General features: G+C 55.5%; 39 protein-coding genes. 38 read left to right on the forward strand and 1 reads right to left on the reverse strand.

Translation table 11 applies throughout. The features are described 5' to 3' along the window. Window positions 1–62: 62 nt before the first annotated feature. Both HZS54_RS12185 and HZS54_RS12190 read left to right on the forward strand, forming a co-directional pair. Window positions 63–359: a hypothetical protein gene (locus HZS54_RS12185; RefSeq protein WP_179922793.1), complete on the forward strand. Its 297-nt coding sequence runs from the start codon at window positions 63–65 to the stop codon at window positions 357–359. Continuing rightward, window positions 334–1,056, forward strand: coding sequence for a hypothetical protein (locus HZS54_RS12190; RefSeq protein WP_179922794.1), 723 nt, complete (start codon window positions 334–336; stop codon window positions 1,054–1,056). The genes HZS54_RS12185 and HZS54_RS12190 overlap by 26 nt, the downstream gene beginning before the upstream one ends. Window positions 1,057–1,087: 31 nt before the next feature. Here the strand turns inward: HZS54_RS12190 and HZS54_RS12195 are convergent, their stop codons facing one another. Continuing rightward, window positions 1,088–1,636 carry a DUF192 domain-containing protein gene (locus HZS54_RS12195; protein ID WP_179922795.1) on the reverse strand — a complete coding sequence of 183 codons (549 nt, stop codon included), beginning with the start codon at window positions 1,634–1,636 and terminating at the stop codon, window positions 1,088–1,090. A gap of 89 nt (window positions 1,637–1,725) precedes the next feature. On the opposite strand from HZS54_RS12195, the gene HZS54_RS12200 reads away from it, so the two are divergent. From HZS54_RS12200 to HZS54_RS12375, 36 genes are all read left to right on the forward strand, one after another. Continuing rightward, window positions 1,726–1,968: a hypothetical protein gene (locus HZS54_RS12200; RefSeq protein WP_179922796.1), complete on the forward strand. Its 243-nt coding sequence runs from the start codon at window positions 1,726–1,728 to the stop codon at window positions 1,966–1,968. A 62-nt stretch (window positions 1,969–2,030) separates the two neighbouring features. Next, window positions 2,031–2,528 (forward strand): hypothetical protein, encoded by a 498-nt coding sequence (locus HZS54_RS12205; protein WP_179922797.1) that lies wholly within the window; start codon window positions 2,031–2,033, stop codon window positions 2,526–2,528. Between the two features lie 51 nt (window positions 2,529–2,579). Then, complete coding sequence (locus tag HZS54_RS12210) at window positions 2,580–2,879, forward strand: hypothetical protein (RefSeq protein ID WP_179922798.1); 300 nt, start codon at window positions 2,580–2,582, stop codon at window positions 2,877–2,879. A 50-nt stretch (window positions 2,880–2,929) separates the two neighbouring features. Next, window positions 2,930–3,415, forward strand: a complete 486-nt coding sequence (locus HZS54_RS12215) for a hypothetical protein (protein WP_179922799.1) — start codon at window positions 2,930–2,932, stop codon at window positions 3,413–3,415. Between the two features lie 5 nt (window positions 3,416–3,420). Then, on the forward strand, window positions 3,421–4,953 hold the full coding sequence (locus HZS54_RS12220) for an N-6 DNA methylase (protein WP_179922800.1): 1,533 nt from the start codon (window positions 3,421–3,423) through the stop codon (window positions 4,951–4,953). Window positions 4,954–5,010: 57 nt separating this feature from the next. Further along, window positions 5,011–5,580 (forward strand): hypothetical protein, encoded by a 570-nt coding sequence (locus tag HZS54_RS12225; protein WP_179922801.1) that lies wholly within the window; start codon window positions 5,011–5,013, stop codon window positions 5,578–5,580. An 8-nt stretch (window positions 5,581–5,588) separates the two neighbouring features. After that, window positions 5,589–6,851: a hypothetical protein gene (locus HZS54_RS12230; RefSeq protein WP_179922802.1), complete on the forward strand. Its 1,263-nt coding sequence runs from the start codon at window positions 5,589–5,591 to the stop codon at window positions 6,849–6,851. Between the two features lie 251 nt (window positions 6,852–7,102). Next, window positions 7,103–7,564: a hypothetical protein gene (locus HZS54_RS12235; protein ID WP_179922803.1), complete on the forward strand. Its 462-nt coding sequence runs from the start codon at window positions 7,103–7,105 to the stop codon at window positions 7,562–7,564. A gap of 3 nt (window positions 7,565–7,567) precedes the next feature. After that, window positions 7,568–7,930: a hypothetical protein gene (locus HZS54_RS12240; protein ID WP_179922804.1), complete on the forward strand. Its 363-nt coding sequence runs from the start codon at window positions 7,568–7,570 to the stop codon at window positions 7,928–7,930. 25 nt (window positions 7,931–7,955) lie between these two features. Then, window positions 7,956–8,336, forward strand: a complete 381-nt coding sequence (locus HZS54_RS12245; protein WP_179922805.1) for a hypothetical protein — start codon at window positions 7,956–7,958, stop codon at window positions 8,334–8,336. A 495-nt stretch (window positions 8,337–8,831) separates the two neighbouring features. After that, the gene (locus tag HZS54_RS12250; protein ID WP_179922806.1) at window positions 8,832–9,389 is read left to right on the forward strand and encodes a hypothetical protein; all 558 of its coding nucleotides are present in this window, start codon (window positions 8,832–8,834) and stop codon (window positions 9,387–9,389) included. Window positions 9,390–9,431: 42 nt separating this feature from the next. After that, complete coding sequence (locus HZS54_RS12255; protein ID WP_179922807.1) at window positions 9,432–9,950, forward strand: hypothetical protein; 519 nt, start codon at window positions 9,432–9,434, stop codon at window positions 9,948–9,950. A gap of 22 nt (window positions 9,951–9,972) precedes the next feature. Further along, window positions 9,973–10,359 (forward strand): hypothetical protein, encoded by a 387-nt coding sequence (locus tag HZS54_RS12260; RefSeq protein ID WP_179922808.1) that lies wholly within the window; start codon window positions 9,973–9,975, stop codon window positions 10,357–10,359. 29 nt (window positions 10,360–10,388) lie between these two features. Beyond that, window positions 10,389–10,676, forward strand: coding sequence for a hypothetical protein (locus HZS54_RS12265; protein WP_179922809.1), 288 nt, complete (start codon window positions 10,389–10,391; stop codon window positions 10,674–10,676). Then, the gene (locus HZS54_RS12270) at window positions 10,673–11,152 is read left to right on the forward strand and encodes a DUF6884 domain-containing protein (protein WP_179922810.1); all 480 of its coding nucleotides are present in this window, start codon (window positions 10,673–10,675) and stop codon (window positions 11,150–11,152) included. The genes HZS54_RS12265 and HZS54_RS12270 overlap by 4 nt, the downstream gene beginning before the upstream one ends. Before the next feature lie 99 nt (window positions 11,153–11,251). Continuing rightward, window positions 11,252–11,515, forward strand: coding sequence for a hypothetical protein (locus HZS54_RS12275; protein ID WP_179922811.1), 264 nt, complete (start codon window positions 11,252–11,254; stop codon window positions 11,513–11,515). Continuing rightward, the gene (locus tag HZS54_RS12280) at window positions 11,516–11,929 is read left to right on the forward strand and encodes a DUF4326 domain-containing protein (protein ID WP_179922812.1); all 414 of its coding nucleotides are present in this window, start codon (window positions 11,516–11,518) and stop codon (window positions 11,927–11,929) included. It begins immediately after the preceding gene. Between the two features lie 346 nt (window positions 11,930–12,275). Continuing rightward, window positions 12,276–12,704, forward strand: a complete 429-nt coding sequence (locus HZS54_RS12285; RefSeq protein WP_179922813.1) for a hypothetical protein — start codon at window positions 12,276–12,278, stop codon at window positions 12,702–12,704. Further along, on the forward strand, window positions 12,697–12,948 hold the full coding sequence (locus HZS54_RS12290; protein WP_179922814.1) for a hypothetical protein: 252 nt from the start codon (window positions 12,697–12,699) through the stop codon (window positions 12,946–12,948). The genes HZS54_RS12285 and HZS54_RS12290 overlap by 8 nt, the downstream gene beginning before the upstream one ends. Beyond that, the gene (locus tag HZS54_RS12295) at window positions 12,945–13,175 is read left to right on the forward strand and encodes a hypothetical protein (protein ID WP_179922815.1); all 231 of its coding nucleotides are present in this window, start codon (window positions 12,945–12,947) and stop codon (window positions 13,173–13,175) included. Before HZS54_RS12290 ends, HZS54_RS12295 begins: the two co-directional genes overlap by 4 nt. Window positions 13,176–13,384: 209 nt before the next feature. Beyond that, a complete protein-coding gene (locus HZS54_RS12300; RefSeq protein ID WP_179922816.1) occupies window positions 13,385–14,119 on the forward strand; it encodes a DUF1643 domain-containing protein in 735 nt (244 codons plus the stop codon). After that, window positions 14,112–14,351, forward strand: coding sequence for a hypothetical protein (locus HZS54_RS12305; protein ID WP_179922817.1), 240 nt, complete (start codon window positions 14,112–14,114; stop codon window positions 14,349–14,351). The genes HZS54_RS12300 and HZS54_RS12305 overlap by 8 nt, the downstream gene beginning before the upstream one ends. Next, window positions 14,344–14,700: a hypothetical protein gene (locus HZS54_RS12310; RefSeq protein ID WP_179922818.1), complete on the forward strand. Its 357-nt coding sequence runs from the start codon at window positions 14,344–14,346 to the stop codon at window positions 14,698–14,700. The genes HZS54_RS12305 and HZS54_RS12310 overlap by 8 nt, the downstream gene beginning before the upstream one ends. 60 nt (window positions 14,701–14,760) lie before the next feature. Next, complete coding sequence (locus HZS54_RS12315; RefSeq protein ID WP_179922819.1) at window positions 14,761–15,207, forward strand: hypothetical protein; 447 nt, start codon at window positions 14,761–14,763, stop codon at window positions 15,205–15,207. A gap of 21 nt (window positions 15,208–15,228) precedes the next feature. After that, entirely contained in the window at window positions 15,229–15,720 is a 492-nt protein-coding gene (locus tag HZS54_RS12320; RefSeq protein ID WP_179922820.1) for a hypothetical protein, read from the forward strand. A 33-nt stretch (window positions 15,721–15,753) separates the two neighbouring features. Beyond that, a complete protein-coding gene (locus HZS54_RS12325; protein WP_179922821.1) occupies window positions 15,754–16,719 on the forward strand; it encodes an Eco57I restriction-modification methylase domain-containing protein in 966 nt (321 codons plus the stop codon). A 75-nt stretch (window positions 16,720–16,794) separates the two neighbouring features. Continuing rightward, complete coding sequence (locus HZS54_RS12330; RefSeq protein WP_179922822.1) at window positions 16,795–17,130, forward strand: hypothetical protein; 336 nt, start codon at window positions 16,795–16,797, stop codon at window positions 17,128–17,130. 11 nt (window positions 17,131–17,141) lie between these two features. After that, on the forward strand, window positions 17,142–18,566 hold the full coding sequence (locus HZS54_RS12335; protein ID WP_179922823.1) for a phosphoadenosine phosphosulfate reductase domain-containing protein: 1,425 nt from the start codon (window positions 17,142–17,144) through the stop codon (window positions 18,564–18,566). 91 nt (window positions 18,567–18,657) lie between these two features. Next, on the forward strand, window positions 18,658–19,134 hold the full coding sequence (locus tag HZS54_RS12340) for a hypothetical protein (RefSeq protein WP_179922824.1): 477 nt from the start codon (window positions 18,658–18,660) through the stop codon (window positions 19,132–19,134). A 185-nt stretch (window positions 19,135–19,319) separates the two neighbouring features. Beyond that, a complete protein-coding gene (locus HZS54_RS12345) occupies window positions 19,320–19,529 on the forward strand; it encodes a hypothetical protein (RefSeq protein ID WP_179922825.1) in 210 nt (69 codons plus the stop codon). A gap of 55 nt (window positions 19,530–19,584) precedes the next feature. Beyond that, window positions 19,585–21,297, forward strand: coding sequence for a DNA-methyltransferase (locus HZS54_RS12350; protein ID WP_179922826.1), 1,713 nt, complete (start codon window positions 19,585–19,587; stop codon window positions 21,295–21,297). A 102-nt stretch (window positions 21,298–21,399) separates the two neighbouring features. After that, window positions 21,400–22,278 (forward strand): CPBP family intramembrane glutamic endopeptidase, encoded by an 879-nt coding sequence (locus tag HZS54_RS12355; RefSeq protein WP_179922827.1) that lies wholly within the window; start codon window positions 21,400–21,402, stop codon window positions 22,276–22,278. Window positions 22,279–22,331: 53 nt separating this feature from the next. Continuing rightward, window positions 22,332–23,348, forward strand: coding sequence for a hypothetical protein (locus HZS54_RS12360; protein ID WP_179922828.1), 1,017 nt, complete (start codon window positions 22,332–22,334; stop codon window positions 23,346–23,348). Window positions 23,349–23,351: 3 nt separating this feature from the next. Continuing rightward, on the forward strand, window positions 23,352–23,777 hold the full coding sequence (locus HZS54_RS12365) for a hypothetical protein (RefSeq protein ID WP_179922829.1): 426 nt from the start codon (window positions 23,352–23,354) through the stop codon (window positions 23,775–23,777). Between the two features lie 21 nt (window positions 23,778–23,798). Then, window positions 23,799–24,476 (forward strand): GNAT family N-acetyltransferase, encoded by a 678-nt coding sequence (locus HZS54_RS12370; RefSeq protein ID WP_179922830.1) that lies wholly within the window; start codon window positions 23,799–23,801, stop codon window positions 24,474–24,476. A 76-nt stretch (window positions 24,477–24,552) separates the two neighbouring features. Further along, window positions 24,553–25,446, forward strand: coding sequence for a DNA adenine methylase (locus HZS54_RS12375; protein ID WP_179922831.1), 894 nt, complete (start codon window positions 24,553–24,555; stop codon window positions 25,444–25,446). The last annotated feature ends 18 nt before the right edge of the window (window positions 25,447–25,464 follow it).

Consider the following 25,464-nt stretch of genomic DNA (forward strand, 5'->3'; position numbering starts at 1 on the left):
ATACCGACTGAAGTTGTATCGTCAGGTGGGTTTTTTGCCCCCGGTTGAGAGTGAGAGACTGAGTGGAGAATATGGAAGCAGGTTCTAACCCCCCGTCTCCAGAGAGCTCTCCGGCAGAGAGCGTAACAACAACAGCGACGTACAGCGGGAAGGCGTTTCACCTATTCCAAGTGGTGAAGATCCGCCCGAGACCGCTGCCGGGAGACTGGCCCCGACAGTGGATAGTCGTCGGTTTGGATGATGGAGTGACCGTCGCGACAGCCGAATTCGACGAGATGAGGCACTACGAACCAACAAGCGACGATCTTGACGGCGTGACTCCAGTCACAGAAGATGGAACACCTATCTATGGACACTGAAACAGCAACATCAGGCCACCCGACTAGGACAGAAGTACCGAGCGCGACCCATCGAGACACGATTTGCATCTCGCCGGTGTACCACGTCGGCGATCTCGATGATGAACGAACGAAGCCGTACACATCGCACGAGGGGAGGGGTGTTTCTATATCAGTCCATCCCGCCGCATGGGAACAGATCATTCGTGCTGATGGAACTAGCACCCACGAGACCCTGAAGACGTACAAGCTCACGAACCCCGAAGCGGAAATCTACTACATCGACCCATCGGAACCGCTAACAGTCGAACATGAGTGGTGTATCGAACACGAGTTCGTCAAAGAAACATCTGGGTTCAGAGTTACGTACGAGGACGAGGTGAGCGGGACTGCGTACATGGAGTTCGTTGCGGAGGAGACCGCCCAGATGGAAGCAGAGGCACGCAATGGGACGGTCGAAGAAACAGACGTCCTCACTCTCGCACCCGCTGGTGTGAAGTACTGGCTTGACGCCTTCCGTCAAACACCGGAAGAAGCCGACCCCGTCCTCATCGCTGGCCTCACGCCAGTCTGGTACGCAAAAGCGAACGGATACGACGGCGTTTGGTGGGACGAAGAGTACGACCCGAAAAACTACTCTGCACCTCGAGGCGTCATTTTCCAATCAGAGCTCGAATCCTGGGAACAGACCGTCGAGCAACAGACGAGCCCTTTCTGAGCAGTCGTTACGCTCCAGTGCCCGAATCAGCTTAGCAGCCACCGGCAAATCGAACGGTATCGCCTTCAGAGATCCGTTCACTGGCGTAACTCTGTGGGACTTCTAAGACGTACTTCGCGTCCGCCGTGTGCTGGTGTTTGGGTTCGTATCCACTCTCATCGGGCGCGGGCTGATCAGCAGACCGTACCGCTTGTACCGTACAGTCGTCCCCGATAAACACGATATCGATCCCGAAGTCCATATCCGGCATTACGTAGGTCTGTTCCCCGCTCTCGGAATGGAAGAACAACATTCCTTCACCGGCCGGAAGTGATTCGTGGTTACTGAGTCCCGTTTCCATCTCGTCTTTAGTCACAGCGGTCTCAACAGTGACGGTCGAGACGACCTCACCGCCAGAGACCAGTTCGACGGTTTCGGTCTCGCCGACATCCGGGCTGGCTCCGAAAGGGTTCAGAAGCACGACGACAACAGACGCGACGAGGACTAACACGAGAACGCCAACAGCCCATATTGCGACATCCTTCCACGGGGGTTGGCTGAGGAACTGAAGGCTACCACTATCAGGTTCGCTATCGAACATCGGTCGTAGCTCATCGTAGATATGCCAGTGCGTTAAGGGTATGGGTTCTGAGTAGGATTTATTTGGTCGGCTGCAGAAGCACTAGATAGATGGAAGAGTTCCTCTTGGAGAGTCTCAGGATCGCTCTCATCACTCTCCGGTACGGTGGGTTAGCCACGATCGCGTTCGGAGCCGTACTGTGGAGTATCTCCAAGAAATCCACCGTCAAGAACAAGCGCGGTATCTGGATGATCTACACTGGAGCGTTCATGTTCATCATCTACGTTGGTTGGGGTGCGTTCATGTCCTTCATCAGTTATTTCACGGATGTCGGCCATCTCTACCCACCGTAGACCGGGCTATTCGGGGGAATTGACCAGTACTACCAAGTAACTACAACTAGACTGTCTAACTAATGGGAGAAGCTACTGATATCGGTACAGGCGAGGAACCGTACGTCAGAGCCTGCCAGTGTACTGCGTGCAACACCGACTTCGAGAGGAAGTCATACGATGTCACCGAGACGGCACAGGCAGTAGTCGAACACTGGAACAAGCACCACCCTGACATCCTCAAGCAGAGTTACACCGCCTATCAGACGGTGGAGCAAGAACGCCGGGAACCCGAAGAAGGCGTCGTAGAGGTTCAAAGGGAGGCTCGGTATCTGACCGTTTATGATGTCCTCGCGATCAGCGACCAGGATGCGCTGTTCAATCCTGCATTCGCCGAGAAGGTCCTCCTCAACGAGGTCTGCGAAGACTGCGGAACACGAATCGAGGAGCTGGAAGACTACGAAGAACTCGGTCAAGAGGGACCAATCACCAAGTACCTCTGCCGACAGTGCCGGAAGGATCGGAAGATCCGTCGACGAAAGGCCAACAACGTCCAGTTGACCGCTTTCGAGCGAGCATAACGGTCAGAAGAACGGTTTGTAGCACCCGAGAGGGGTGAGAGGTAGTCCAGTATGAGTATCTCTGAGGAAGCGCCAGCGTTTGAATCCCTCTCGAGAGACGAGTGTAGTATCGAACTCGACGACCCAGACCTCTACATCCAGTACGACGGCTGGGAGTTCTTCCTTGGCAAGGAAAACGGTCCATCACACCCCTCGCTCGACCTCGATGATATCGTCACCGAACTCCGGCTCTACGATGACAAGGCCGTAGTGTTCCACGAAATCCCAGAGCGCGACGAAGACTTCGAGATCGGCTTCAGGGTGCGGAACGTCTACCGAATCGACAAGGACGGCAATCGACTCGATTCATAAGGCGCTCCCGGAGCCCAGCTGAGTGGTTTCTACCCACCGATGGGGGTGAGATGGTAGACGATAAGGAAAACCAAGCGGGACGGACCAGGACAGAGCCGGCCCCAGAGTACGACGCCCCAGTTCTAGCACTGGAGATCACTGACGAGGCCCTCAGTGTATTCGGCGAACCAGTGTACGGAGACCAAATCTCCCGTGACGATGGGCGCGTCACGTACATCATCAAGAGCCGAGACCCGGACCAGAGTTCGGGCGAGATCAGAATTTCCCTGAAAGAGCGGGGAGACAGTGAACCAGAACTCGCCGTTGACGGAACGCCGGCGGTCGGGTCCGGGATTTCGATGTCGATCAACGGCCCAGTATCTGAGTGGGCGCTCGCGCAGACCGTCGACGACCACAATCTCCTCACAGAACTGGTCTTTCAGGGCGAACCAGTGTTCTCCGTCTACGGACCGCCGGCGAAGCTCGGCCCCTCCGACATCGTTATCTGCGGAGACAGTGGAGACGGACTCCTAATCCCCGAAGAACATCGGAGGTAGAACAGATGGTCTATCTGCCGCCGTACCGCCACGAACTTCGGGGTATGGTAAAGCCGTTCGTCGACGCACTCACTGCTCGGCACGATAGGCTCGTCCACAAGCGGTTCCAAAGTACGATGGACGAGCTCGAAGACCTGCTCGTAACTGAAAGCGTGCCGCGAGAGAACGCGAAGGACGTCTATCTATCGACCATCGAGAAGTGTCGAGATGACGCAAGCGACGTGACCGATAGAGAGGTAGCAAAAGGGATCGCCGCAGCGTCCACAGCTACGAACACAGACGTTCTGGGCATCCTCTACCAGCACACGGGCCGTGCAGCTGAAGAACACTTCGACCAATACTTCACCCCGCCCAATGCTGCAGCGGCGCTTGCCGCCGTCGGAGAAACAACTCGAACACACTTCGAGCCGCCGTCGCCGAATGTTGAGAACGTCTCCGGCGAAACGACGCTCTCGATGTTCAGTGATGGAAGTGAGGGCGAATCCGACTCATCAGTAGCGCCTGACGGTGGAAGCGTCACTACCGACCAGAGTACAGTTTTCTTCGATCCAGCATGTGGAAGCGGCCGACTCCTTCTGGGCGCAGCGCGACGGTCATCGGAGAACCCTGTCGTCCTCGGTTGGGACTTAGAACGGGACGCAACTCGGATGGCCGCGCTAACACTTGCCCTCAACGAGATCCCCGGCTGGGTCGTTGGCGGTGATGCTATCCAGATGGCTACTCGCGAGATTTACCGAATTACACCAGAAGCCGACACACCCCTCCATTGTTTCCGAAGCTATTCGCCCGAAGACGTGCCAGCCATCATCTCATCGCGACCTGAAGAACCACAAAACTACAACCCCCTCACCGCCCTGAAATCTCACCACAAAAGCGTCAAAGAAACCATCAACGAAATCAACCGGACCCTGGAGCGAGGGATAGACCAAACCGTCGCGAACCCTCCATTCTCCTCGCGTGATCTTGAGGACACAGCCTCGGCCGAAAATCGGTCACATACCGACTACGATACAGCCAAGAAGTCGATCGGTGGAGACAAGAATGCGCTCCGTAGTTCGCAAAAGTTCGAGTGGCTATTCACCGAACTGGGACTGGATTACACCCGTTCTGACGGCGCAGTATCGCTCATCGTCCCGACATCGATGTTGGCGAATCCAACGGAGTCAGCAGAACGTGAGTGGCTCCTCGATGTAGCGTACTATGGAGCAGGGTTCGAACTCCCACCGGAGACCTTCGCGCCAGAGACAACTACCGGAACCAGCATGGTCTCGATGATCCCGAAGGAGCCGGAGAACGTAGGGCTTGAGATCAACCATCAGATCTTCATGGGGGTCATCGAGGCCGTAGGTCACGACAAGCAGGCGACTCGCAAACAGCTCACGAAGGATGGGGAACGTGTCGAAGAGTCCCCAGAAGACCTCCCGGAGTTCTACCAGACCCACGTCTGGCGAGGCATCAACACGATCGGCGTCCCAGACGACGACTTACTTCCAGGCGTCCAAAAACACAGGGCGATGCGTACAGAGGAGGATACCTGAGGGGGAATCCTGCCGAAGAAGTAGTTTGTATCTGCCGAGGTAGAACAGAGCACAAACATGAGTTCAGATATTGACCCCATCTCTGACGGAAGCGACGTCGACGTTCAGATTCCGAGCGAAGCGCGGTTCACACCCCCAGACCAATTCGCCGAGTACATCGGTTTCGACTATATCCCGATCGGGATCTACGAAGACACAGAAACCGGGCGGTGGGTTACCGTCGGAGATGTACCCGGAATCACCTCTTCGGAGACCTTCAGAGAAGATTTTCCCACGAAGAAGTGTGCAGTTAGTTTCGTGACCGACGAAAAGCTCTCTCTGGCTGGTTCCTACTCTTTCCGGTACGCAGTAATCTACGAGAGCCCGACGAGCATCGAAGACATCATCTTCGCAGACGGCTGGCGATCGTATCGCGTGATGCAATCCCGAGCGGACGACGGATGGGTACATGGGCACCGTGGCGATCACGACTACAATCCCGGTAACGACGACAAGCAGGCAATCATCGCAGGGGCGCAAGAATCCGTCATCTCAAACGGGTACGACAAACTCCTCATCGAAGATCAAGACCAAGATGTCGAAGCAGTGTGGCTGAACTGCTTCCTATCGCGCCCAGACCACCCCTAGTGAGTCACATGACTCATAGTCAAGAACCGCTGACTGCGTTCGACGATGTAGAGACCGACCAACCAAACTCTCCCAGCGAATCGACCTCAAACGAAGAGCCGTCGCACAACCTGAGAGAAACGGACACCGAAGACACGGACTTCAGTAATCCCGAATCGTACCCAGACAGTAGCGTAGACTCCCTATCGTCCAGTGAGATTACTATCAATCTCTGTGCGCCAGACGGAACTGTAAGCCCCACATTCCTGACTGTCGCGGGGTCCGGCGGGATGGGCGCTGGAAAGTCGGTCGAGGCACCCGGCACGGTCGTCGGTACGCTCGAAGCTTGTATCGGTCTACCTGTTCTGGTCACCGGCGGGGGGATGAGTACGCCGATGGGGAGCGGAGCTATCCTAGGATGCCTTCTTGGAGTTACCCGGTCTGGGGACGGTGTCCGAGTAGAGCTGAAAGAAGTCTACCAGCAACAGGGCACATCACGCCGAGAGAAGCGAACTCTCCGGTTAGGAGCGTACGAAGTATCGCTACCAGAATCGACCGCTGACTGTCGGGAGGCGCTTCGCGCACTCGTCGCGTGGGAGCGTGATGAGGTGGACTATCTGAACCCCGTCGAACGGCAGAAACACGAAATCGTCGACGAACGGCTGAAGACCTTCGAAAAACTATCCCCAGCAGACAAGCTCGAAACGCCAGAATACGCAAGTCGCCTGGAAGTAGTTTCGGAACCCTTCGACACGCACGCGGTTATCCCACGAGGAACCCTCTCAAATCGAACTGTCGAAGTACTTGCCGTCACTGTGAACAACCCCAACGGCGGATACTACCAGCTCGGAATCGAACGAGGAAAATCCACGATGGGGACAAACGAGATTCCGACCTGTTACCTGAGCACCTCAGCGCAGTCACCACCCACCCCGAATACGGCGTTCACACGAGATGCGAAGTTCAGTAGTACTGAGTTGGAAGTGACCCCGATCGAGCACCCGCCCGACCCAGAAGTCATCCCACCAGACAAAGAGATCCTCAATTCACCGTTACCCGAACCAAGGCTCAGAACGTCCGTCGACGAGTTAGACGGTGTCGGAGAAAAGACAGCGATGAAACTCCATCGGACAACCGATAACCGAGTGAGTGCAGAATCGCTAGCATACACGATGTTCGGAAATAGCGATATCCACAACGCGACCCTGAGTGAGATCAAGGCGGTCTTGAAATCGCTTCCACGGAAAGAACAGGTCTACGAACAGCTCAAAAAGTACACTCCAGAACGATGATTTGGCCACTCATCAGCGCATTTGTCTACACCGTAAACAAACGGGTTGACAGGGTCAACATCTTCGAGAACTACATCCAACTCGTCGTCGTCATTCTCGCGTTTCCATCGCTGATGGGGTTCTCTGGAGAGGCGATGCAGGTCGTAGCCCTAATCGTGTTAGTCTACTTCTTGCGAATCTGGCCGAAGAAAAACCGAGAAGCCGAACAAGAATAGGCTGGTGATCTGTTTCTATCCACCGAAGAGGGTGAAATGGAGGAAACAGAATTGACAGCGTTCGAGTCTGAAGATGGGAATGAAGAGACACCCTCTAACGGACCGCTGCCAGAGACGCCGCCAGAATCGCTACTCGATGGATTCGTCCCCCCAATCAAAGAACGGACACCCATCGCCCCAGACCATCCAACATGCGACGTCCAGACGGGAGACCTTCTCGTCATCGAAGTCGGGGATGATGCGCTAGAACACTACGGGTTTCTCATCCTCTCGGCATACGCTAACCGACTGGTTGGCATCAACCTCCACAACCACAATTACGGCGTTCGGGCGTTAGATGACTGGCTTGACTGGTACGATGAGTACCGCGAGGCCGGTGATTTCGAGGCAGGCGAGAAACAAATCTACCCCGATGTCGCACCGGTCGGGCAACAGAGGGGTGTCAGTCCGCCAGCTCAGACTGAAGAGGTTCAAGATGCAGGAACCGTAGAGGGCTAACATATGAGCGACAACGAACACCGAGAGATCAAGTTCGCCGATGAACTGGTCGCCCCGCTGCTGGACGGAGAGAAGGAAGCAACCGTTCGATACGATGGGTTCAGAGGCGTTGGGGTTGGCGATACACTGCTCGGGACCACGACTGACGGAACGCCCTTCGCAGAACTCGAAATCACTCGAACGGCTACAGTGCTGGCTGTCGAGGCCCACGACGTGATCGAAGTGTTCGGTGCGAAGTACTCGTCAACCTGCCCAGAAGACGTGATCAAGAGTCTCAATAAACACTACGACGAGTCGATCGGTCCGGGAACTACCGTACAAGTGCTGGTGTACGAAGTACAGAACCGGCTCGACACCAACTATTAACAGAGTCCGCGAACCATTCCCACCAATGGATTCCAACTCGCAACACGACACCGAAGCGGAATCGGAAGTCAACGAAGTCGCCGATTCCCTAGAGAAGGGCCAAAAAGCACTGTTCAACGACCGGTCGAGACCGCTCAAAGTTGTCGACCGGATGAAGAAGGAGATCACGAAGGTCTACCGAAAACGCCACGGTGAGCGAGGCTACTACGACATCGTCGTGATGGAGGGGAACGGGACTGTCTATCACCTTGTCTGGCAGCACGGGTCTGGGTCGAACCCTATTCTTCGGAAGCGTTCAGAGTGGACAGAGACAGAAACCGAAGAAGGAGAAGTCGAATACGACTATTCCTCGCAGGGCGACCGGATCGACTCCATCGAAATCATCGAAGAAACGCAAGCTGACTGATTCTGTCCCCAATCTCTATTATCCCTTGTGGAGTACTACCAATATGCCTCACTTGTCCCCCGTCAGTGAGGAGATCGTCTCGGTGGTCTACCAAGTCGATGAACCTACCGTCGAGAAGATCGACCAAGAAACGAGCCGCCCCCGATCGCTAATCGAGGAGTCGGTCAACGAACGGCTCAACAGGCGGTTCCTGTCTGTTGGCGACGATGGCAAGCTGGTACTAACAGATACCGGCCGACAGGCCGCAGAACAATCGCCCCTTACCAACTAACGAAGAGAGAACCGACCCGGTAATCGGGATCAGCAACCCGTGGTTCGGTCAAAGTCCCCTTGAGACAAGGAGCGTGGGACAAGGTAAGTTCGTCTCATAAACCGCCCATCGAGCCGAGACCCCGATCAAAACAAATTCGAACGTGAAAGTGCCGTGAAAAGCCGGGTTAAAGGTTTCAAACCGGCCGTTTTTAGCCCCCGAGAGTCGGGTAGAGGGTACTCTGTATGGAAGCTCAGAAAGTCGATGCTGATGGCGTGATCAAGACGTTCAACAAAGCACGAGCAACCGGAAGTGGTGTCTACGAGAGCACGGTCGGCTACGGCGAGGAGTATCCACAATACGGTGGTGAAAACCTCGTCATGGAGATGAACAACAGCGCAACCGGAATTCACTATCCCGACCGCACCTACGAGCGTGGGTTCGACCAGACGCACTTCGGTACCGGCACCCGTGGCGCAAACCAGTTTCTCAAACTCCTTTCCAAGGTCGGTCTGGACCCCGTAGATGACTTCGTGAGAGTGTATCGGGACCTCGGTCGCGGATGTAACACAGACTATCCGACGTACTGGTTATACGTCTGGTGCAACAGTAACGTGATGGTCGCGACGACGTGTAACCCACTCAACGGGGACGCAGCAAGTCGGACTGTCTCCTCCGAGCAGGGGTACGCTGGTTACATCGGCATCGGTGGAAACAAAGAAGCGGTCGATACAGCGGTAAACGCAGTCGAAACGCTCGCAAGGAAGGTAAAGGACCGACGGGACAACGGCCTATTCTTTTAGTGGTCGCCACCACATAGCGAGCATATCAGCGGGAAGTCAGCTATGAACATAGGACCAAAACGGGACCCACGACCCCAAGACGAGGAAGGAACGTACCGTTGCTACGATGCCCGGTGTGATGCAGAAGCCGATATCGTCACGCCACGCCGGATCGAGTCAACGGGAATAGACCCAGTTCAGACAGTAGTTACGTACTGCCTCAAGTGCTACCTTGCGTGGGAAGTCCTCGATGTCACCGGCAAGCCCTTAGAAGCCGCACTCGAGATCGAGGAGGACCTAACAGAGGAATTCGGAGACAAGGGGTACATGAAGGAGCGGCTATACCCTCGCCTGCTTGCGAACGTCATCTTATTCGACGATCCCCGAGGGAGCGACCCACCTTCGCCAGATAGTGAACTCGGAGATATCTTCGACCACGCAGGCGAACGTGGCGAAGAGATCCGAGAGATGCTGGAGACGCCCATCGAGAAGCAGCTCGCTGAGTACGAGAACCTCGTTCCAGACAGCGAAGTAGAGCAGAACCTTCCAGGAGAAGAGTCGGACCTCTCGGAGTTCACATAGCCTCATCTCGACGAGCCACAGAATGTCTGAGCATATCGATCCTCGGACGACACCTGCCAGAGAGTACCCAGTGAAGGGCGGGTACCGGGAGAAGCTCTCGGAAGAGGAAGTCTACGAACGCCTGGACAACGTCGTCGAGGACGACCTCATCGAGATCGTTCTTTGGCAGGGATACACGATGAAAGCACAGCTGATTGTTACCGACGTCCGCGAAACAGAACTCACCGTCCAGAGTAAACACGGAGAGTGTCGGCTTCCGAAAGCAAATACGTTCAACGGTTCCATCGTCGGACACCCTTCTCTGTATCGCGATGGAGACAAACTGGGGCTGATCGAATATGTCCTGCACGAAAACGACATTCCGAGTAGCCAGGATCCTTCCGAAGCATCTGCGGGCTACAATCTGTAGTCGAACCCCGGTGTTAGTTTGTACCCGCCGTGGACAGTGAGACGGAGAAGATCTGCGGGAGTAGTAGGTGTAGAGTGGAATTATTAGGAGAGACGTTCATTTCCATCAGTATGACCGAAAAAGCGTGCGAGTGCGAGAATTGCGGTGTGGGACAGACCCCCGAAGAGTACGTGGCTGTCGGGCTGTCAACGCCAGCAGCACGGCAGCTCGACCTTGACGAGCCAACGCAAGACGATCACCACGTCGTCTGTGAAGACTGTTTCGAGGAAGCGACCGACGAAATCCAGAGCAAAAACGTGGAGGCCGAAACAGCATGACCGACACCGACGAGACTGTTGTCGGGATCACCGCTTGTAGCAAATCGAAGATCGGTGGCCCCGATGAAGACATCGGAGAAGTCGAAGCACAGAACCTCTACGACTCCTGGTTGTTCGACGGCCGCGTGGAGGCGTTAAAGGCGAATTCCGATGAATGGTGTATCTTCTCAGGGAAGTACGGCTTCCTCGAACCGGACGACCCCGTCGAGTGGTATAACCAGCGACTTGACGATCTCCCCATAGAGGAACAGCGAGAACTCGCGGAAGATGTCGCTGAGAACGTCGCTGCGAAAGGGGCGAACAAAGTCCTCATCCTGATGGGCCGAACGTACGCTGACCGGCTGATGGAGGCGCTCGACGACAGCATCGAAGTCTGGGACCCATTAGAGGGTGTGCAGTTATTCGACCAGCGGGGAGAACTCGACAAGCTCGCAATGTCGGGGGACAAGAGTGGGCAGACCACGCTTGACGTGTAATCGCTTCTGGACACAGATTCCCAAAGGCGCTTAATGGGGGAGAACGCATTATCGTTCAAAACATGATACGAACTGGCATCCGACGGCGGGAGAGAAACGATGACTGACAGCAACAGCGAAGCAGAACCCGACCGCCCAATCGAGATACATGCAACCGGGGAGGCTAGAGCCCTCGCCTACGTTTCCGAAGACGAGTTAGAACAGCTTGAGGATGGAGAACCATTCTGGAGGGTCGTCGAAGAAATCCCCGAATTCACCCCTGGAAAAGATTGGGACTGGGCAGTAGCCTCACAACGAGATGAAAGGGCCAGTACTGATCAACCAGTACAGGATTCAGATAACAACGAAGGAGGTTCTGAATAGATGCCCAACAAGAACGACACCACCGAATCCACCGAAACTGAGGAAACGACACAACAAACGCTTTCAGGAGAACCAACAACGGAGGTCGTCAACCAGAAGCACACTGACGACTTCGACATCGACATCGGTCGCGCCGACCGTGGCCAAAGCAATATGAACAACACGCCGATCGGGGAGTCTGGTTGGTTGGGGAATCCGTACCCGAAAAGCGACCACGGACGAGAGAAGTGCATCGAGCTCTTCCGCGAAGATTTCGTCGAGCGACTCCAGAACGACCCTGAATTCCGTTCTGCGGTCAAAGACCTGCAGGGGAAAACACTGGGCTGTTACTGTAAGCCGAAAGCGTGTCACGGCGACGTGATCGTCAGGTTCATAGAAGACGGTGAGGCCTTCATCCAACAGTACGAGGGATAGGGTAAGCGATGAACCAAGAAACCCCTATTCTCAAATTCCTTCCCACAACCGTCGCCGTGGTCGCCCTCTCAGCGTGGGTTGGGGCTTTGACTATCCTCCTTCAGCAGTTCGGCGCTCCTCTAGCGATCTCGTTTTCCGCTCCAGTAGCCATCTTAGCAGTACACACAACTGAACGCACATCGAAATACGTCAGCAGTCAGGCAGTCCCGCAGAGTGAAGACCAGTGAGAAGTGGGTTGGTTTGTTCCTCCCGATTGGGGTAGAGGATTCTAATGATGAAAGGGGCACCTGAGATCAGGTTTAAGCACGACCGAGAGAAGTTCGGCGAAGGTGAGGTCTAAAACACCATGTTCAAGGAAAGACAGAAACTCGCGTTCGTCACTATAGCCGCAATCATCCTACTGAGTGGATGCGTCAGTATTCCGCCAGAAAACGACGAACTCACAGCGAGTCAAGAGACAGAGTCGGAATACATCGAGTCAGTCAACCTCACCGAGGAGAGCGTATTTGGAGACGCCGACCTCAGAGTGAACCTGACCAGGAACGGAAGCTCAGACGCCGAATATGTTATCGCCGTCAGCCCCGACGGTAGACAGCAAAGTGCTGAAAAGCTTATAACGGGTGAATCAAAGGTTCAAATGGCGATAGACAGTTCCCATTCCCACGGAAACTACAGAGTGATTCTAGCTACTGGCGGCAAACTGAACGACCATAAAGAACACGTCGGAGGCACAATCATAGGGGAAGTCAGAGTAGAGGTGAAAACCAATGCCTGATGAAACGTCTTCAAGCGGGTGGAACAATCGGTGGGCAGATCCCCGAAAGACCCCAACGATGCACAAAACCCGGCTTCTCGGGACATCAGTCTGGGTGACCTCTATGCCCAGTTTCTTCGGGTCCGACTCGAAGCTCGTCATAGAAGCCCAGACAACCGTTCCAGACTGGTTTGACGAACGGCTAATCCCCGAAAGTGACCGAGAACAGCAGGATGCTCAACAGAACAGGAGGGTCGAAGCGTGAGCGATTCAGCAGATACAGTAGAAGTTGAGAAAGACGTGTTGTTCGAACTTTACAAGCAGCTCTCCCACCCACGACGAGTTCTACGTAACAGCGCCGAATACGGCGAGACATGGGAAGACCGGTCCCGTGCTGAGAAGGGGAAAAATCAAGTCGAAAACGTTCGCGAGAGGCTCCAAGAACTTCGTTCAAAAGACACCAACAAGTCCCAGGAGGATGCCGATGACTGAGCCAACGGAAACCGAATACGACAGGGTGTTCCCGATCGAGGTATCAGAAGGTGACGACGTCGGCGAGTGTCCCAACTGTGGCCCAGTAGTCCGAGACAACGTTGAGAAGGACTTCCCCGTGGCAAACTGTGGAATCTGTGGGTCCCGCCTCCGGCGGGCTACAACTGCGTCACACGATACTCGAATCACACAACTGCGAGGCGGTCAGCGTGTCTGAAGACGATACTGAACGTTCACCACTACTCCAGGACGACCACCAAGGCGCAAAGTTCAGTGACGATCAAGAGTACCGATACCGCCTCTGGCGAACGTGGAACCACACCAAGCCGACCATCACATTCGTGATGCTTAATCCGAGCACTGCGGGCGAAACGGCCGACGATCCGACCATTCGACGGTGTATCAACTTCGCACAAGAGTGGGGCTACGGCACACTTGAAGTCGTGAACCTGTTCGGACTCCGAGCGACCGACCCCTCTAAACTTCAAGAGCACAACGCCCCTATCGGTCCCAAAAACGACGAGTTCCTACGCCAAGCCTGCCAAGACGCAGAGATGGTTGTTGTCGCATGGGGCGCGGACGGCTCGCTCTACGGCCGAGAACGCGAAGTCACTGAGATGCTCAGCATGGATCTGTACGCCCTGAACACTACGAAAGACAACCACCCGGTCCATCCTCTCTATCAACCGGCAGATACGGAACCGCTGAAGTGGCGCTACGACGGTTCAACAGAGGAAGGGAGAACACCCGATGAGGACACCGAGCGGTGTGAGAACTGCGAGGAACCGCTGGAGGAGGAGTTCAACGAACCGCTGGAAGAGTATCCAGGGCACGATATGACGCTATGCCCTTCCTGTGGAATCCACGCCAGGATGCACGGAGAACTACCCGATGTTCCAGTTCAGCAGGGATTAGATAGTTCCTGGGGGTCAAACGATGACTGATTCAGAAAACGCACCCATCAAGAGAGATAAGATCACACGCTCAATACGGTATATCGTCCACTTCCCCGATGGCGAATTCGCAGGACCATATCGAGCCAATAACGGGAAGCACGCAGTAAGACAGGCACTCAACGACGACGAGGTTCAACACGATTCTGAGTACGAAGGGAGCGTCGAGGTCCGGGAATCGTCCACGATGACAAAGCATACCGTTGGAGGTTCCAATGAGTGATACAGACGATACCCCCGAAAGGGGGGACGAGCAAATCGAGAATCCCCAACTGGTCGGCCGCGAATACAATCTTCGCCTCGCGTATACAGTTGAGTTCGATCTGAACCTGCTAGCTGGCCCGGAAGACTGGCAAGCTATCGAAGAGGCGAAAACCCTCTCGCCAGTCCGAACTTCAGAGCCGACAGACTGGGACCTGATCCATCACGAAATCAACTCAGTTCGAGATGTCTACGAGGACGACCCCGAAGCGTGCGAGATCGTCGATTGGGTGGACGAACCGAGTGCGCCGAGCTCAGAAACGTTCTGGAACGACTCACTCCACTTCGATGGAGTGGAGTGTGACACCTGAAACCGGAACCTCAGCAGATAGAGGTGGTTTATTCCTCCCGAGTAGGGTAGAGGAATTCCAATGATTAGAGGAACGCTTGAGATGCGGTTCGAGTACGATGAGGACAACTTCGACGGGGAGCTGACCGACGAGCAGGTCAAGGACATGGTACAGGACAACGCTCTCGCGAATCCGGGGATGATCTACGAAAACATCGAAGTCGTCACCGATCCGGGGCCAGAGGATGGGCTCAGTCAGGATGTCCTCGCGGAGCTGGAAGAAGTGGACCCGGCAGAGCGGGACCTATGTTCCCTCGACATCGGGGACGTCTTCAGCATCGACAAGGACGGGGAATTCTTCGTCCTGGTCGATGTTGAGATGCTAGGCGAGCATCGCGACAACGTGTGGTCGTACGCGAACGCTGTCACCGGCGAGGTCGAGGGGCTACTCCGCGACGGAGCGTGCCCTGAACACTACGCAGAGACGGTCTACTACTACGGCCACCACAACGTACTTGGAGACGAGTAGCGTCTATCCAGACACCGACTTATGGAGAACGAACAGCCAACAGAAGCCAGTTCACGGTCAATTGCTGAAGACCTGATGGACTACCTTCGGGAAACGAACGGTGTGTGTGCCGAAGGAAACGTCCACGGGTGGCGCTTCATTCAGTTCGTCGACGGCGAGTGGCGAGGAGTCAAGTACGGCGGCGAGCATCGGTTGAAAGACTACGTGAAGGGGAGCGTCCTCGACGCCGAGACCGTCCTAAGTTGGATGGTCGAGAAGCCGGTCCAGATAATCCCCTGTTCAGAAGCCTACCTCTGGATGCCAAAGGATGAAACCGTCTGGGAAGATGCCGACGCCCAAGACGTGTTCAGAGATGCCTCACGATGCTTCTACTGTGGGGAAAGCGAACGATCAACCGACCTCGAACTGTACGAGACAGCCAAGCAGGGAGAATGCCTGTTCTGCAGTGACTGCCACAGTACGTGGGAGCAGGCAGACGAGATCCTGCCCGGCCCAGTCGAACAGTCAGCATAGTACGCGGTACACGGCGGACGTTTTCTGGTTACAATGACCGACGAAGGATTCGTACCTACACCAGCACCATTCACCGACTGGATGGTGTCGGTGCTGTTCACCGAAACGCCAAGTAAAGGTGACAAGCTACTGCTTCCTGGATGTGGCACCGGGAATTTCGCTGCTGCAGTCCAACGCTGTTGCTCGTTCCGTGGACACCCTTGTCCCGACATATACGCTGTCGAGCCGAACGACGACCGGGCAGACAAGTTTCAAACACGCTTCGAGGAAGCTGGTACGCCACAGCAGCCGGAGATATCCGAAGCAAGCGCCCACCAGTTAAAATACGTCTATCCGCCGGACTGGTCCCCCAGTCACGAGCCAACCGAGATGGACATTACCTTCCTTCAAAACGACTTCCTCACGGACCCACCGCGAGGGCAATTCGAGTACATCATCGCGAATCCACCGTTCGTCCAGTACAACAACATCAACAAGGACAAGCGAGAGCGATACGCAGAGAGGTTTGAGACTGCTACAGGGCGATTCAATCTATACGCCCCCTTCGTCGAGCAGATGTGCGACCGCCTAACTGCAGATGGTGAGCTCGTGTTCATTCTGCCAGAGGACTTCCTGTTTTCGACGAATGCCAACTTTCGGAACCGGCTCCGGGAGGAGACCATCCATTACGTGAGACCGCTACCAGAGCCCGTCTTTCCAGACCATACCGTGAGAACGTGTATGCTCCACCTGTCAGCAGACGGCTCTCTCGGGCTAAACAGTTCATTTGTCCTCGATACATGGCACTATACAACCGAGATTAAAGAACTGCTACAAGGCGTCAACATCGGCGAGGATGAAGTCGAAGAACACGTCTCAGACTACTTGGACCGTTTCGAGAAACTACAGCACAAGATCCTTGCGCGACGGCAGACGCAAGGACGGGAAGGCGGATACTCGACATTAGACGACCCCCGTATCGAAACAGAAACGCAAACAGACCTCGGAAACTGGGCCTGACGACGTAAACCGTGAGCGTCCTCCTACCCCTAAATTTTGGTTTATAGCTCACGGGAGAGAGTGAGTGAGTCTTAGATGAGTACGAGCGTTCAGGGCGGTCAACTGGAAGAGAGCCCAGAAGATTCAACAAGTGTTCCTCGGCAGGCTATCCTCAGCGAGTTATCGTTATCTGGGGAGTGGGCCGTCGAAGATGACCCGGAGGGAGACGACCTCCTCCTCGTGAACAATCGTGACCAGGAGCGGTGGCAATCCATCAGCCTCAGCATCTCACACCGGAAGAACGGGGACAAGATCCGAAGTCATTACCGGAAGGCACCTTACCGGCGCGGTCGTGTCGGAAGCGACCCCGTCGAGCGTGAGACGCACGACACCTGGACCGAAGCGGTAGACTGGATACGGAAGCGACTGTAGGAGCACCAACGATGAGCACCACCAGCGAGTTCTACGATTACGATGCGGTTCCTGTCGAAAAGGGCGAGGAGGTCCTAGGGGAAGTCGCGTCCAAGGACCCAGACAACATCTACGCTGCCGTTTCTGGCGGCGACGACTCGATTACGGCACTCCACTTCGCGCACCAGAGCTCCGCGATCGAGTTAGACGGCGTCCTGCACGTGAATACCGGGTTCGGAATCCCGAAGACTCGGGAATACGTCAAGGAACAGTGTGAGAAGTTCGGACTGGATTTCGTCCCGATCGGGAACCACAACGCCCGGTTCTCCCACGAGAGATATGAGACGTTGGTGAAGCAGTTCGGCTTCCCCGGCGCTACGATCGTCGCTCATTCGCAGATCCGACATAACCTGAAGGATAAGCCGTTTGGCAGGTTCAGAAACCACCTCGACGGTGACCTTGCTCTCATCTCGGGCGTCCGGCGGTTCGAATCAGAGCGCCGATATGAAAAGCTCGGTCGCGAGGGAATCCAGACAGTCAACGGGATCACGTGGGCCTCACCGCTCGTCGACTTCACCGACAAGGACGTGAGCGCGTATCAGCAGCACCATCAAATCGAGGAGAACCCGGTGAGTGCGCTTCTATGCGCCAGCGGCGAGTGTATGTGTGGAGCATTTGAGGATCGGCAGAACCTTCCACTTCTCGAAGAGTACTTCCCCCGGTTCGCACAGAAGATTTTCAAGCTGGAATGGGACGTCCTCGAACGTGCAGCACGGGGAGAGATCAAGACGCAGTACGCACTCTGGGCTCACGGGTCCGTCGACGAAGGGGAGTACGCAGCTCGAACCGACGTCGATCAGGCGTCTCTGATGTGCTCAGACTGCGAGGACAAATGCCCAAGCGAACCTTATCAGATAACGGGGAATCCGCTCTCACCCGCCGAAAAGTACCTGCAAGAACACGATCTATCGGAACTCCACCAATGGCCGTTCTACTGTGCTGTGTGTGATCTCGTCGTCGAAGACCAACTCTCGCACCGCGAAGAAGTGCATCCGTTCGATGCTGAGGATGGGCTCGCCGGCGAATGGGATATGCGGCGGATCGAGTTGGACGCCAGCCACGAGAGCGGTATCATAATCACCGAGCCGAACGGGTGGGACATCGACCCGAGCCAGATCACACGAGACGAGGAGGCAGCAAGTCGGCGGAAACATCAGTACTACTACGAGAACATCTCGCTGTTCCACTGTGATGAGCACGACCACTCCTGGGAGCCGTACAACGATGGACCGGTCATGCAGTGTCAGGACTGCTTCGCGTTCAACCTCAGTGAGTACGACCCGGAGAATCCGGGACCACCGGCCGTTGAGGACTCTGACGACGATCTCGAAAAGCTCACTCCAGATCAGGAGGAGGCGCAGCGGATTCACCAGCAGTTGAGTGAATTCGGTGCATGAAAGGGCACAGCAGAAGGTATTTTTATACTCCGTTGTGTGGTGAAGAGTGGATAGAAGTTAAGAGGTCCACTCGAAGTATTCAATACGAACGATGAAGGTAACTCGACGCACCCTACTCACGGCTATCGGTGGAACAGCTACAGTTGCACTCGCCGGCTGCTCCGGTGACAGCGGCGGTGACGGAGGCGACGGCAACGGCGGCGAAACCGAGTCCAACGAATGGAGCACGACTGACCTCGACCAAGAGATCGAATACAACTTCCCCGAGGGCGAACGGATCACGTACGAGTCGAAACCGCCTGCAGAGGTTCAGGATCTCGGAGCGTTCGTGCGAGGGGACGTCCTCGAAGTCCGTGGAACGCTGATAGTCAGCGAGCAGATTCGGCAGGTCGTCGAGATCCAGGCCGAGTTCCGCCAGGGTGAGGATGTCGTCGGTCAGCCGGATACGACGCTCGAACGGCCCGGCCCCGACGAAGATCACTCGTTCACGGTAACGACGCGGTCCTCGGAAGTGGACTCCATCGACAGTTTCACGCTGCACGTCAAGGGGCCGGAGCCGCAGACGTAGACCTTACCAAGTTGTTCGGACAGACTCGTCCCAACGGCTTGGTAAGGGTGGGACACCCCCCGTCTGCGATGTGTAATTAGACTCGCCTACGGCGAGCAAGTGAACACCAACACTTCAAACGTGGGTTCGGGTCCCCGTTTAACCCTAACCGTTATGAGACAGGGGCGTACATATCCAGTAGAGTCATGGTAGCCCTTGGACTAGCAGCTCCGACCACGCTAGCGTTCATCGGAGGCATCGGCCTGCTGGAGATCGCAATCCTGGTCGGGCTTCTGGTATCGTGTTCAATCCTATTCATCGGTATCAACAACGAGCTTTCGACGGGCCGTTCGCTGTTGGTCAGCCTCGCCCTCTACGTGGGGATGGCAGCGTACGCCATCATCCTCCTGAATTAGAGTTTTCCAACTCTCCCGGCGAATTGGAAAGCAAACAGTACCCGAGTAGTACATCATGAGTTCTGCAAACTCCACATCCGACAGCATCCAGTACCGACTCCGAGAAGACAGCCACCTCTTTTCCGAAGAGTACCTCACAACGGGAAACCGGGAAACGGCAGAAAACTACCTCTGGCCGGTCCCCGTGTTAGAGCGTCATCGGGAAGATATGGAAGCAAGAGTCGGATACAGCGACGAGACCATCGAGCCGGGGGACATCCTCGAGTACTGTGGTGGAAGATTCGAAGAGTACCTTATCGTCATCGCGATTCTTCCAGAACCTGCCCAGTACAGCGACTTTCGTTCACTGGAAGATTCCGACCGGATTTTGACGTACTCCAGCAACGCCGAGTCCTACCGACTCTTTACTGGAGGGGGGTTCATCAACAAGCCAGGGGACAAACTCGATCACCCAACCGGGGAATACATCCTCCACAAGAACGCGGCTTCACTCATCAGCGCCTCTCCGAATATTCCTGCCGACGTCACTCACCCTCCACGTCCACATTACGGAAAAGGCGAGGAGCCAAGCGAGGGGGTGAAGAAGAACTATCCGCACGAACATCCGCCGTCGAAGGGCCTCACCCCTGACCGTGCCGTCGCCGGCGACACGCAACCGATCAACGAGTTCACGAACTCCATCACAGAAGGAGACGCTACCGAGATCCTGCCAACGATCCCATCGAACACCGTTCACGGATGGATCACCTCACCGCCGTACTACCAGCTCCGAGACTACAGCGAGAGCGACCAACTGGGATTGGAGGACAGCATCGAAGAGTACCTCGAATCCCTCCTCGCGGTTGTGAACCAACTGATGCGAGTGACACGCCACGATGGGCTCGGTGTGGTTGTCGTCGACGACGTCTACGAGGGTGGATCGCTTTCAGGGATTCCACAACGTCTCCATCGGGAGATCGTCAAGCAAGGCTACGAAATCGTCCACCACAGCCCGTGGGCGAAGCCGAACGGGAAGCCGGAGGCTGTAGAGAACAGATACAACCACACCCACGAACACATCCTCATTATCGCTCACGAGGGCGGAAAACACTACTTCAACAGACAGGCCGCCGAAGACCCAGGGGACGTGTTCGAGATCGCCGTCGGAGGATCAGGCGTCGACCATGACGCCGTCTACCCAGTCGAACTGCCGAAGCAGCTCATCCAGACGACGATTCCCGAGAAGGTCTGTCCCGAGTGTGGTTCACCCTATGAAGAAGTCTTCGAGGTCCTCGACATCCGCGACCTCGACGAGGACCGCCCCCAAGCGAAGCGGGCACTCGAACTGGCCGAGCGACACGACCTGACCGACGAACACCTGGAAGCGATCCGTTCTATCGGCTTAGGGCATACTGGACAGGCGAAACGTACACAGGATGGAACCGGGAAAAACCGAGACGGGGTCGAAAAGCTTGCCGCAGAAGCCGAAGACGTACTGGGGAGTTACGCGCGGGAGTTCACGAGCCCGCAGAAGCGGTCGACCGGCTTCTCTCCCTCGTGTGACTGTGAAGTTGACGAATCCGACGCAAAACCCGGCATCGTACTGGACCCATTCCTCGGTTCAGGAACCACAGCAGTCGCGGCGAAGCGCCTTCGTCGGCGCTGGGTCGGCATCGAACTGAACGATGACTACATCGCGACCGCACAGTCCCGTATCGGCGTCGACGTCGACGACCCCAACAAACTGACTGACGAAGACCAAGGGACTCTATCCAGTTTCTGCGACTGAACCAGTCAACGATGGGATAGACATAACCTCTTTATCGCTTCAAATGGACGGTTAGAGCGAAGAGATAGAACGCGCCAGTAAGCAGTCTCGACATTCACCTAAATGGGCAAGCTACTGATGACAGCTAGCGATGATAAACAACCGGACGAAACAGAATCAGAGAAACCACCCGATGAACCGCCGACAGTCAGCCCCCCTGACGAAGCACACGAGGATGAGCAAGATGCTTCGGAGTCAACGATCAAGTCGAAGCTCAAGACCATTGGAGTGGCGTTCGCCCTCGGAACAACCGGATACTCAGCATCGATCTTCTGGACAATCCCATTCCGAGAGGTCACACGACTCCCAGGACTGACCCCCACAGCCAGTAGCCAACTCATGATGAACTACATCGCACTTGTCCTCGGCGCAATCACGATCGGACTCGTCTACTTCCGAGTCTCCGGCAAAGGCATCGACTATATCGATATCCACATCCCAAACAAACGGCAGTTCGCAATCATTATCGGAGGGACACTCGCTCTCCTCATAGCGTTCTTCGCCATCGGAGCTGGGACATCTTTTTTCGAGGGGGTTGAGTCGTCTGAACACTCGATGCAACAGACGGTCTCAGACGGGAACATAGACCCACAGTTCATCTTGCTGATGATCCCCATGTCGTTTCTCGTGATTGGACCATCAGAAGAGTTCATTTTCCGCAACCTCGTTCAGAAACGCCTCTACGACGATTTCACAAAGAAAACAGCAATCCTCATCGCCAGCATCATTTTCGCGATCGTCCACTTTCCGACGTACGCAACAGGTTCTCTCGGCGCAATCCTCGTTAGTCTCGGGTCGGTTTTCGTGTTCTCAGTTATTCTCGGCGGAGCCTATGCCCTCAGCGGGAACCTCCTCATCCCTGCTGTGATGCACGGTACTTACAACGCTACCATCTTCGCGAACTGGTACACCGCGCTGGCATTCGGCTTCACTTTCCTCTGACCCCACCCCAAATACCCTCAAACATAAGAATGTGCCACCCATCGACTACTGCTATGAGCCTCTTCGAGACAGTCAAAGGTATCTGGAAATCGGACCCCGCCTCCATCCGAGAACAAGCGGAGGACAATCCAGACATCGTTATTTCAGAGATCGGCACACTTGAACAGGCACTCATCCAAGGAGACGAGGACGAACAGGCGATTGCTGCAGACGCTATCGCGACCGGCGTTCTGGCTAACACTTCCGTTGGCGAGACGCCGGATGTCTTCCAAGTCATCCTCCAGAACGTGAATAGCGATGATCCCGATGTGCGTCAACCACTTGTGCGAGCACTCAGACGGGCGGCCCCGGTCGTCGGTGGAGACGGGAAACGCCAATTGCTGGCCAGTTCGCATACACTCGCGAGATTGCTGGAGCGAGATGACCAATATACGGTTCAGTGGGTGCTACCAGCCGTGAGCCGCGCTGTGAAAGAGTACCCCGATCCATTTCTCGAACATACAGATACGATCGCTACGGGCTTAGACAGTGACGAGGACGCTATCGTCACAAGTGCAATAGAGACTCTTGCGACGGTCGCCGAACAACACTACAAGCCAATCAAGCCCCACGTCCCCAAACTACTGGAACAAACCGAAGGAACACGACCATACCAAGAAGCAGAAGCCATGCGAACCGTCGCATTAGTCGCTGCAAACGCTCCCAGCGTAATCGATGAGGTAGACTACGTCTCTGCCCTAAAGACGATGCACAGCCGGGATGAGGTGATCCACCAGCAGTTTGCTGTCCGGGCAATGGGCTACCTGTTAAGTGCAGATCCAGACCGATACCACGACAACACACTCCTCCCGCTCGTGAAACACAGTCTGCGGCATCAAAACAACCACATCCAGAAAGACGCCGCTATTGCGTGTCTCAGAATCATCCGAAACACCGACATCGACATTCTCAGCGACCCCCGAATAGCACAGGAGATCCACTACAGTATCAAACAGTACGATCTCAGAGACCAGTTGATGAACATCGACACCGTTACTGAACGAGTGAAAGATGCGGCGGGAGGAGCGTAATCCATGACCGGATTTTACTACCATACAGACAGCTTCGAGGGAGAGGAAGTGATCGAAAAGTGCGTACAACGCCTCAATAACATCCCGGACGGCTTCGATGACGTGAACGTAACCCGCCGAACGGAGGTTAGCCCCTCTCAGATCATCGATTCAAACCTCACAGACGAGTGGGTCGCACCCAACTACACGGAAACGATAGTCGAATTCGATACGCCTCTCGACGACCTCAACGAAAAGAGCAGAGAGAAAGAGACTCAACGACTTCGTGAGGAGAAAGGCCAGTTCTTCATGTTGGAAGCCGAAATCGGAAAAGACGGAAAGGAGTTTACCGTGAGCGCCCTCATCGAAATCCGAGGTCGTGCCGGCGGAGGAAAAACAGAATTCTTCATCGAAGAGTTCCAGCAGGGGGCCGCAGGGGTCGGCGAGTAAGACAGCAGAGGAGGCATTCCGATGGCGAAATCTGAAGAACACTCGACAAAAGACCCCGGCGAAGCTGGTAGTGGCCCTCAGTGGTCAGTCCGGCCTGCAGATAGCGACGACCTCCACACCGCACGGTTCCTTGGACGTCACTACTTCGGCGGCGATCGTGATGATTCACATCACTACATCTACCGGAGCACTACACAGGCGAACCAACCCCACGGGCACGCCGTCGTTGCAGAAGCGAACGGTATCCTAGTTGGGATGGCCGCCCTTCACCTGAAGATCCCCGGAGCGATGCACCGGCTGTTAGACGTGCCGGAACTCCTCCCTTACGAGGTTCGAGGTTGCTTGGACTGCCCGGTAGAAGGGTTCAACGGCGCTGCTACGGGGCTTGGATGGATACAGTTAGTCGCCGTCGACAAAGCGTGGTGGGGAAACGGAATCGCGACACAACTACTCCAGGAGCTCATTGAATGGGCAAACACCTCCGACATCAAGACGCTCGCCGGCATCTCGTGGCAACGCGATGGGAAGCCCGACTCAACAGGTCTGTTCAAGCACCACGGCTTCGACTGCATCGCCGAGTATGAATCCTTCTACGCTGAGAACGACAACCGCACCTTCTGCCCCGACTGTGGGGAAGAGTGCGAGTGCGCCGGCCATGTCTACGTTCGAGACCTTCAGCGGACAACTCACCAGTCATAACACTCGAAATGGGGGGTGGTTTTTACAACCCGGATTGGGTAGAGTAGTAGTTCTAACCGGGCCTGGAGGATTCAAAATGTCTACTGAAATCGAGACACCTGCACAAGAGCACGCATACGAGCCAGCATCGAACATCAGCACGACCCCCTTTCCCTACCCCGGAAATAAAACTCGCCTCGCCGAATGGATTCTGGCGAACACGAGAGACCACGAGACGTGGGTCGCACCGTTCGGAGGCGCAGGGGGTATCCTGTTCAACAAATCGCCGAGCCGAAACGAAGTCTTGAACGATGTGAACGAGGACATCATCACGTTCTACCGCGTTCTCAGAGACAAGCGGGAGGAGTTGGAAGAGTACCTCCGTCTCATCCCGTACCATGAACAGCAGTATCGTGAGTGGAAGAAAGAGTGGGACAAGCAGTGGAGGCCCGATGACGACGTAAAACACGCCGCGATCCTCTATTTCCTCCAGCGTGCGTCCTTCGGCGCAGACCAGACCGGGTTCCGTGCGGTCGCGTCCGGTCGGAAGAACAGCTCGCGGCAGTTCTTCAACTCCTTAGACCGGCTCGAGGACTTCTCGGACCGGCTCGATGGAGTTATCCTCCACAACTGCGACTACGCCGAGATCATCAAGAAGTACGCTGATGACCCGAATACCTTCCTCTACCTCGACCCACCATACAAGAAGGGGACCGAACGGTACGACGCAAAAGAGTTCATCCCACTCCGGTTTGCCGAGTGGATGGGGCGGCTCTCAGGCGACTTCGATGCGTACTGGATGCTCTCATCGGCATCCGTCCCGCTGACTGTCGGTTGTTATCCGACGATCGAGACGGACTTAGCCCACCAAGTCAACCACATCGACGGCACCCGTGAGATGACGGAAAAACTCACACTCAATTACCACCCAGACGAAGTCGACATCTTCACCGGAGAAGGCGGGAACCGGGCGTTAACCGATTTCGACTAACGCTGGTTCATAGAGGAA

This window comes from Halosimplex pelagicum (assembly GCF_013415905.1).
In the GTDB taxonomy this organism is placed as follows: domain Archaea; phylum Halobacteriota; class Halobacteria; order Halobacteriales; family Haloarculaceae; genus Halosimplex; species Halosimplex pelagicum.

Bases quoted from the DNA above. Each gene is read 5' to 3' on its own strand.
- HZS54_RS12190 (WP_179922794.1), top strand. From the start codon at position 334: ATGGAACACCTATCTATGGACACTGAAACAGCAACATCAGGCCACCCG.
- HZS54_RS12195 (WP_179922795.1), bottom strand. From the start codon at position 1,636: ATGTTCGATAGCGAACCTGATAGTGGTAGCCTTCAGTTCCTCAGCCAA.
- HZS54_RS12200 (WP_179922796.1), top strand. From the start codon at position 1,726: ATGGAAGAGTTCCTCTTGGAGAGTCTCAGGATCGCTCTCATCACTCTC.
- HZS54_RS12205 (WP_179922797.1), top strand. From the start codon at position 2,031: ATGGGAGAAGCTACTGATATCGGTACAGGCGAGGAACCGTACGTCAGA.
- HZS54_RS12210 (WP_179922798.1), top strand. From the start codon at position 2,580: ATGAGTATCTCTGAGGAAGCGCCAGCGTTTGAATCCCTCTCGAGAGAC.
- HZS54_RS12215 (WP_179922799.1), top strand. From the start codon at position 2,930: ATGGTAGACGATAAGGAAAACCAAGCGGGACGGACCAGGACAGAGCCG.
- HZS54_RS12220 (WP_179922800.1), top strand. From the start codon at position 3,421: ATGGTCTATCTGCCGCCGTACCGCCACGAACTTCGGGGTATGGTAAAG.
- HZS54_RS12225 (WP_179922801.1), top strand. From the start codon at position 5,011: ATGAGTTCAGATATTGACCCCATCTCTGACGGAAGCGACGTCGACGTT.
- HZS54_RS12230 (WP_179922802.1), top strand. From the start codon at position 5,589: ATGACTCATAGTCAAGAACCGCTGACTGCGTTCGACGATGTAGAGACC.
- HZS54_RS12235 (WP_179922803.1), top strand. From the start codon at position 7,103: ATGGAGGAAACAGAATTGACAGCGTTCGAGTCTGAAGATGGGAATGAA.
- HZS54_RS12240 (WP_179922804.1), top strand. From the start codon at position 7,568: ATGAGCGACAACGAACACCGAGAGATCAAGTTCGCCGATGAACTGGTC.
- HZS54_RS12245 (WP_179922805.1), top strand. From the start codon at position 7,956: ATGGATTCCAACTCGCAACACGACACCGAAGCGGAATCGGAAGTCAAC.
- HZS54_RS12250 (WP_179922806.1), top strand. From the start codon at position 8,832: ATGGAAGCTCAGAAAGTCGATGCTGATGGCGTGATCAAGACGTTCAAC.
- HZS54_RS12255 (WP_179922807.1), top strand. From the start codon at position 9,432: ATGAACATAGGACCAAAACGGGACCCACGACCCCAAGACGAGGAAGGA.
- HZS54_RS12260 (WP_179922808.1), top strand. From the start codon at position 9,973: ATGTCTGAGCATATCGATCCTCGGACGACACCTGCCAGAGAGTACCCA.
- HZS54_RS12270 (WP_179922810.1), top strand. From the start codon at position 10,673: ATGACCGACACCGACGAGACTGTTGTCGGGATCACCGCTTGTAGCAAA.
- HZS54_RS12275 (WP_179922811.1), top strand. From the start codon at position 11,252: ATGACTGACAGCAACAGCGAAGCAGAACCCGACCGCCCAATCGAGATA.
- HZS54_RS12280 (WP_179922812.1), top strand. From the start codon at position 11,516: ATGCCCAACAAGAACGACACCACCGAATCCACCGAAACTGAGGAAACG.
- HZS54_RS12285 (WP_179922813.1), top strand. From the start codon at position 12,276: ATGTTCAAGGAAAGACAGAAACTCGCGTTCGTCACTATAGCCGCAATC.
- HZS54_RS12290 (WP_179922814.1), top strand. From the start codon at position 12,697: ATGCCTGATGAAACGTCTTCAAGCGGGTGGAACAATCGGTGGGCAGAT.
- HZS54_RS12305 (WP_179922817.1), top strand. From the start codon at position 14,112: ATGACTGATTCAGAAAACGCACCCATCAAGAGAGATAAGATCACACGC.
- HZS54_RS12310 (WP_179922818.1), top strand. From the start codon at position 14,344: ATGAGTGATACAGACGATACCCCCGAAAGGGGGGACGAGCAAATCGAG.
- HZS54_RS12315 (WP_179922819.1), top strand. From the start codon at position 14,761: ATGATTAGAGGAACGCTTGAGATGCGGTTCGAGTACGATGAGGACAAC.
- HZS54_RS12320 (WP_179922820.1), top strand. From the start codon at position 15,229: ATGGAGAACGAACAGCCAACAGAAGCCAGTTCACGGTCAATTGCTGAA.
- HZS54_RS12325 (WP_179922821.1), top strand. From the start codon at position 15,754: ATGACCGACGAAGGATTCGTACCTACACCAGCACCATTCACCGACTGG.
- HZS54_RS12330 (WP_179922822.1), top strand. From the start codon at position 16,795: ATGAGTACGAGCGTTCAGGGCGGTCAACTGGAAGAGAGCCCAGAAGAT.
- HZS54_RS12335 (WP_179922823.1), top strand. From the start codon at position 17,142: ATGAGCACCACCAGCGAGTTCTACGATTACGATGCGGTTCCTGTCGAA.
- HZS54_RS12340 (WP_179922824.1), top strand. From the start codon at position 18,658: ATGAAGGTAACTCGACGCACCCTACTCACGGCTATCGGTGGAACAGCT.
- HZS54_RS12345 (WP_179922825.1), top strand. From the start codon at position 19,320: ATGGTAGCCCTTGGACTAGCAGCTCCGACCACGCTAGCGTTCATCGGA.
- HZS54_RS12350 (WP_179922826.1), top strand. From the start codon at position 19,585: ATGAGTTCTGCAAACTCCACATCCGACAGCATCCAGTACCGACTCCGA.
- HZS54_RS12355 (WP_179922827.1), top strand. From the start codon at position 21,400: ATGGGCAAGCTACTGATGACAGCTAGCGATGATAAACAACCGGACGAA.
- HZS54_RS12360 (WP_179922828.1), top strand. From the start codon at position 22,332: ATGAGCCTCTTCGAGACAGTCAAAGGTATCTGGAAATCGGACCCCGCC.
- HZS54_RS12365 (WP_179922829.1), top strand. From the start codon at position 23,352: ATGACCGGATTTTACTACCATACAGACAGCTTCGAGGGAGAGGAAGTG.
- HZS54_RS12370 (WP_179922830.1), top strand. From the start codon at position 23,799: ATGGCGAAATCTGAAGAACACTCGACAAAAGACCCCGGCGAAGCTGGT.
- HZS54_RS12375 (WP_179922831.1), top strand. From the start codon at position 24,553: ATGTCTACTGAAATCGAGACACCTGCACAAGAGCACGCATACGAGCCA.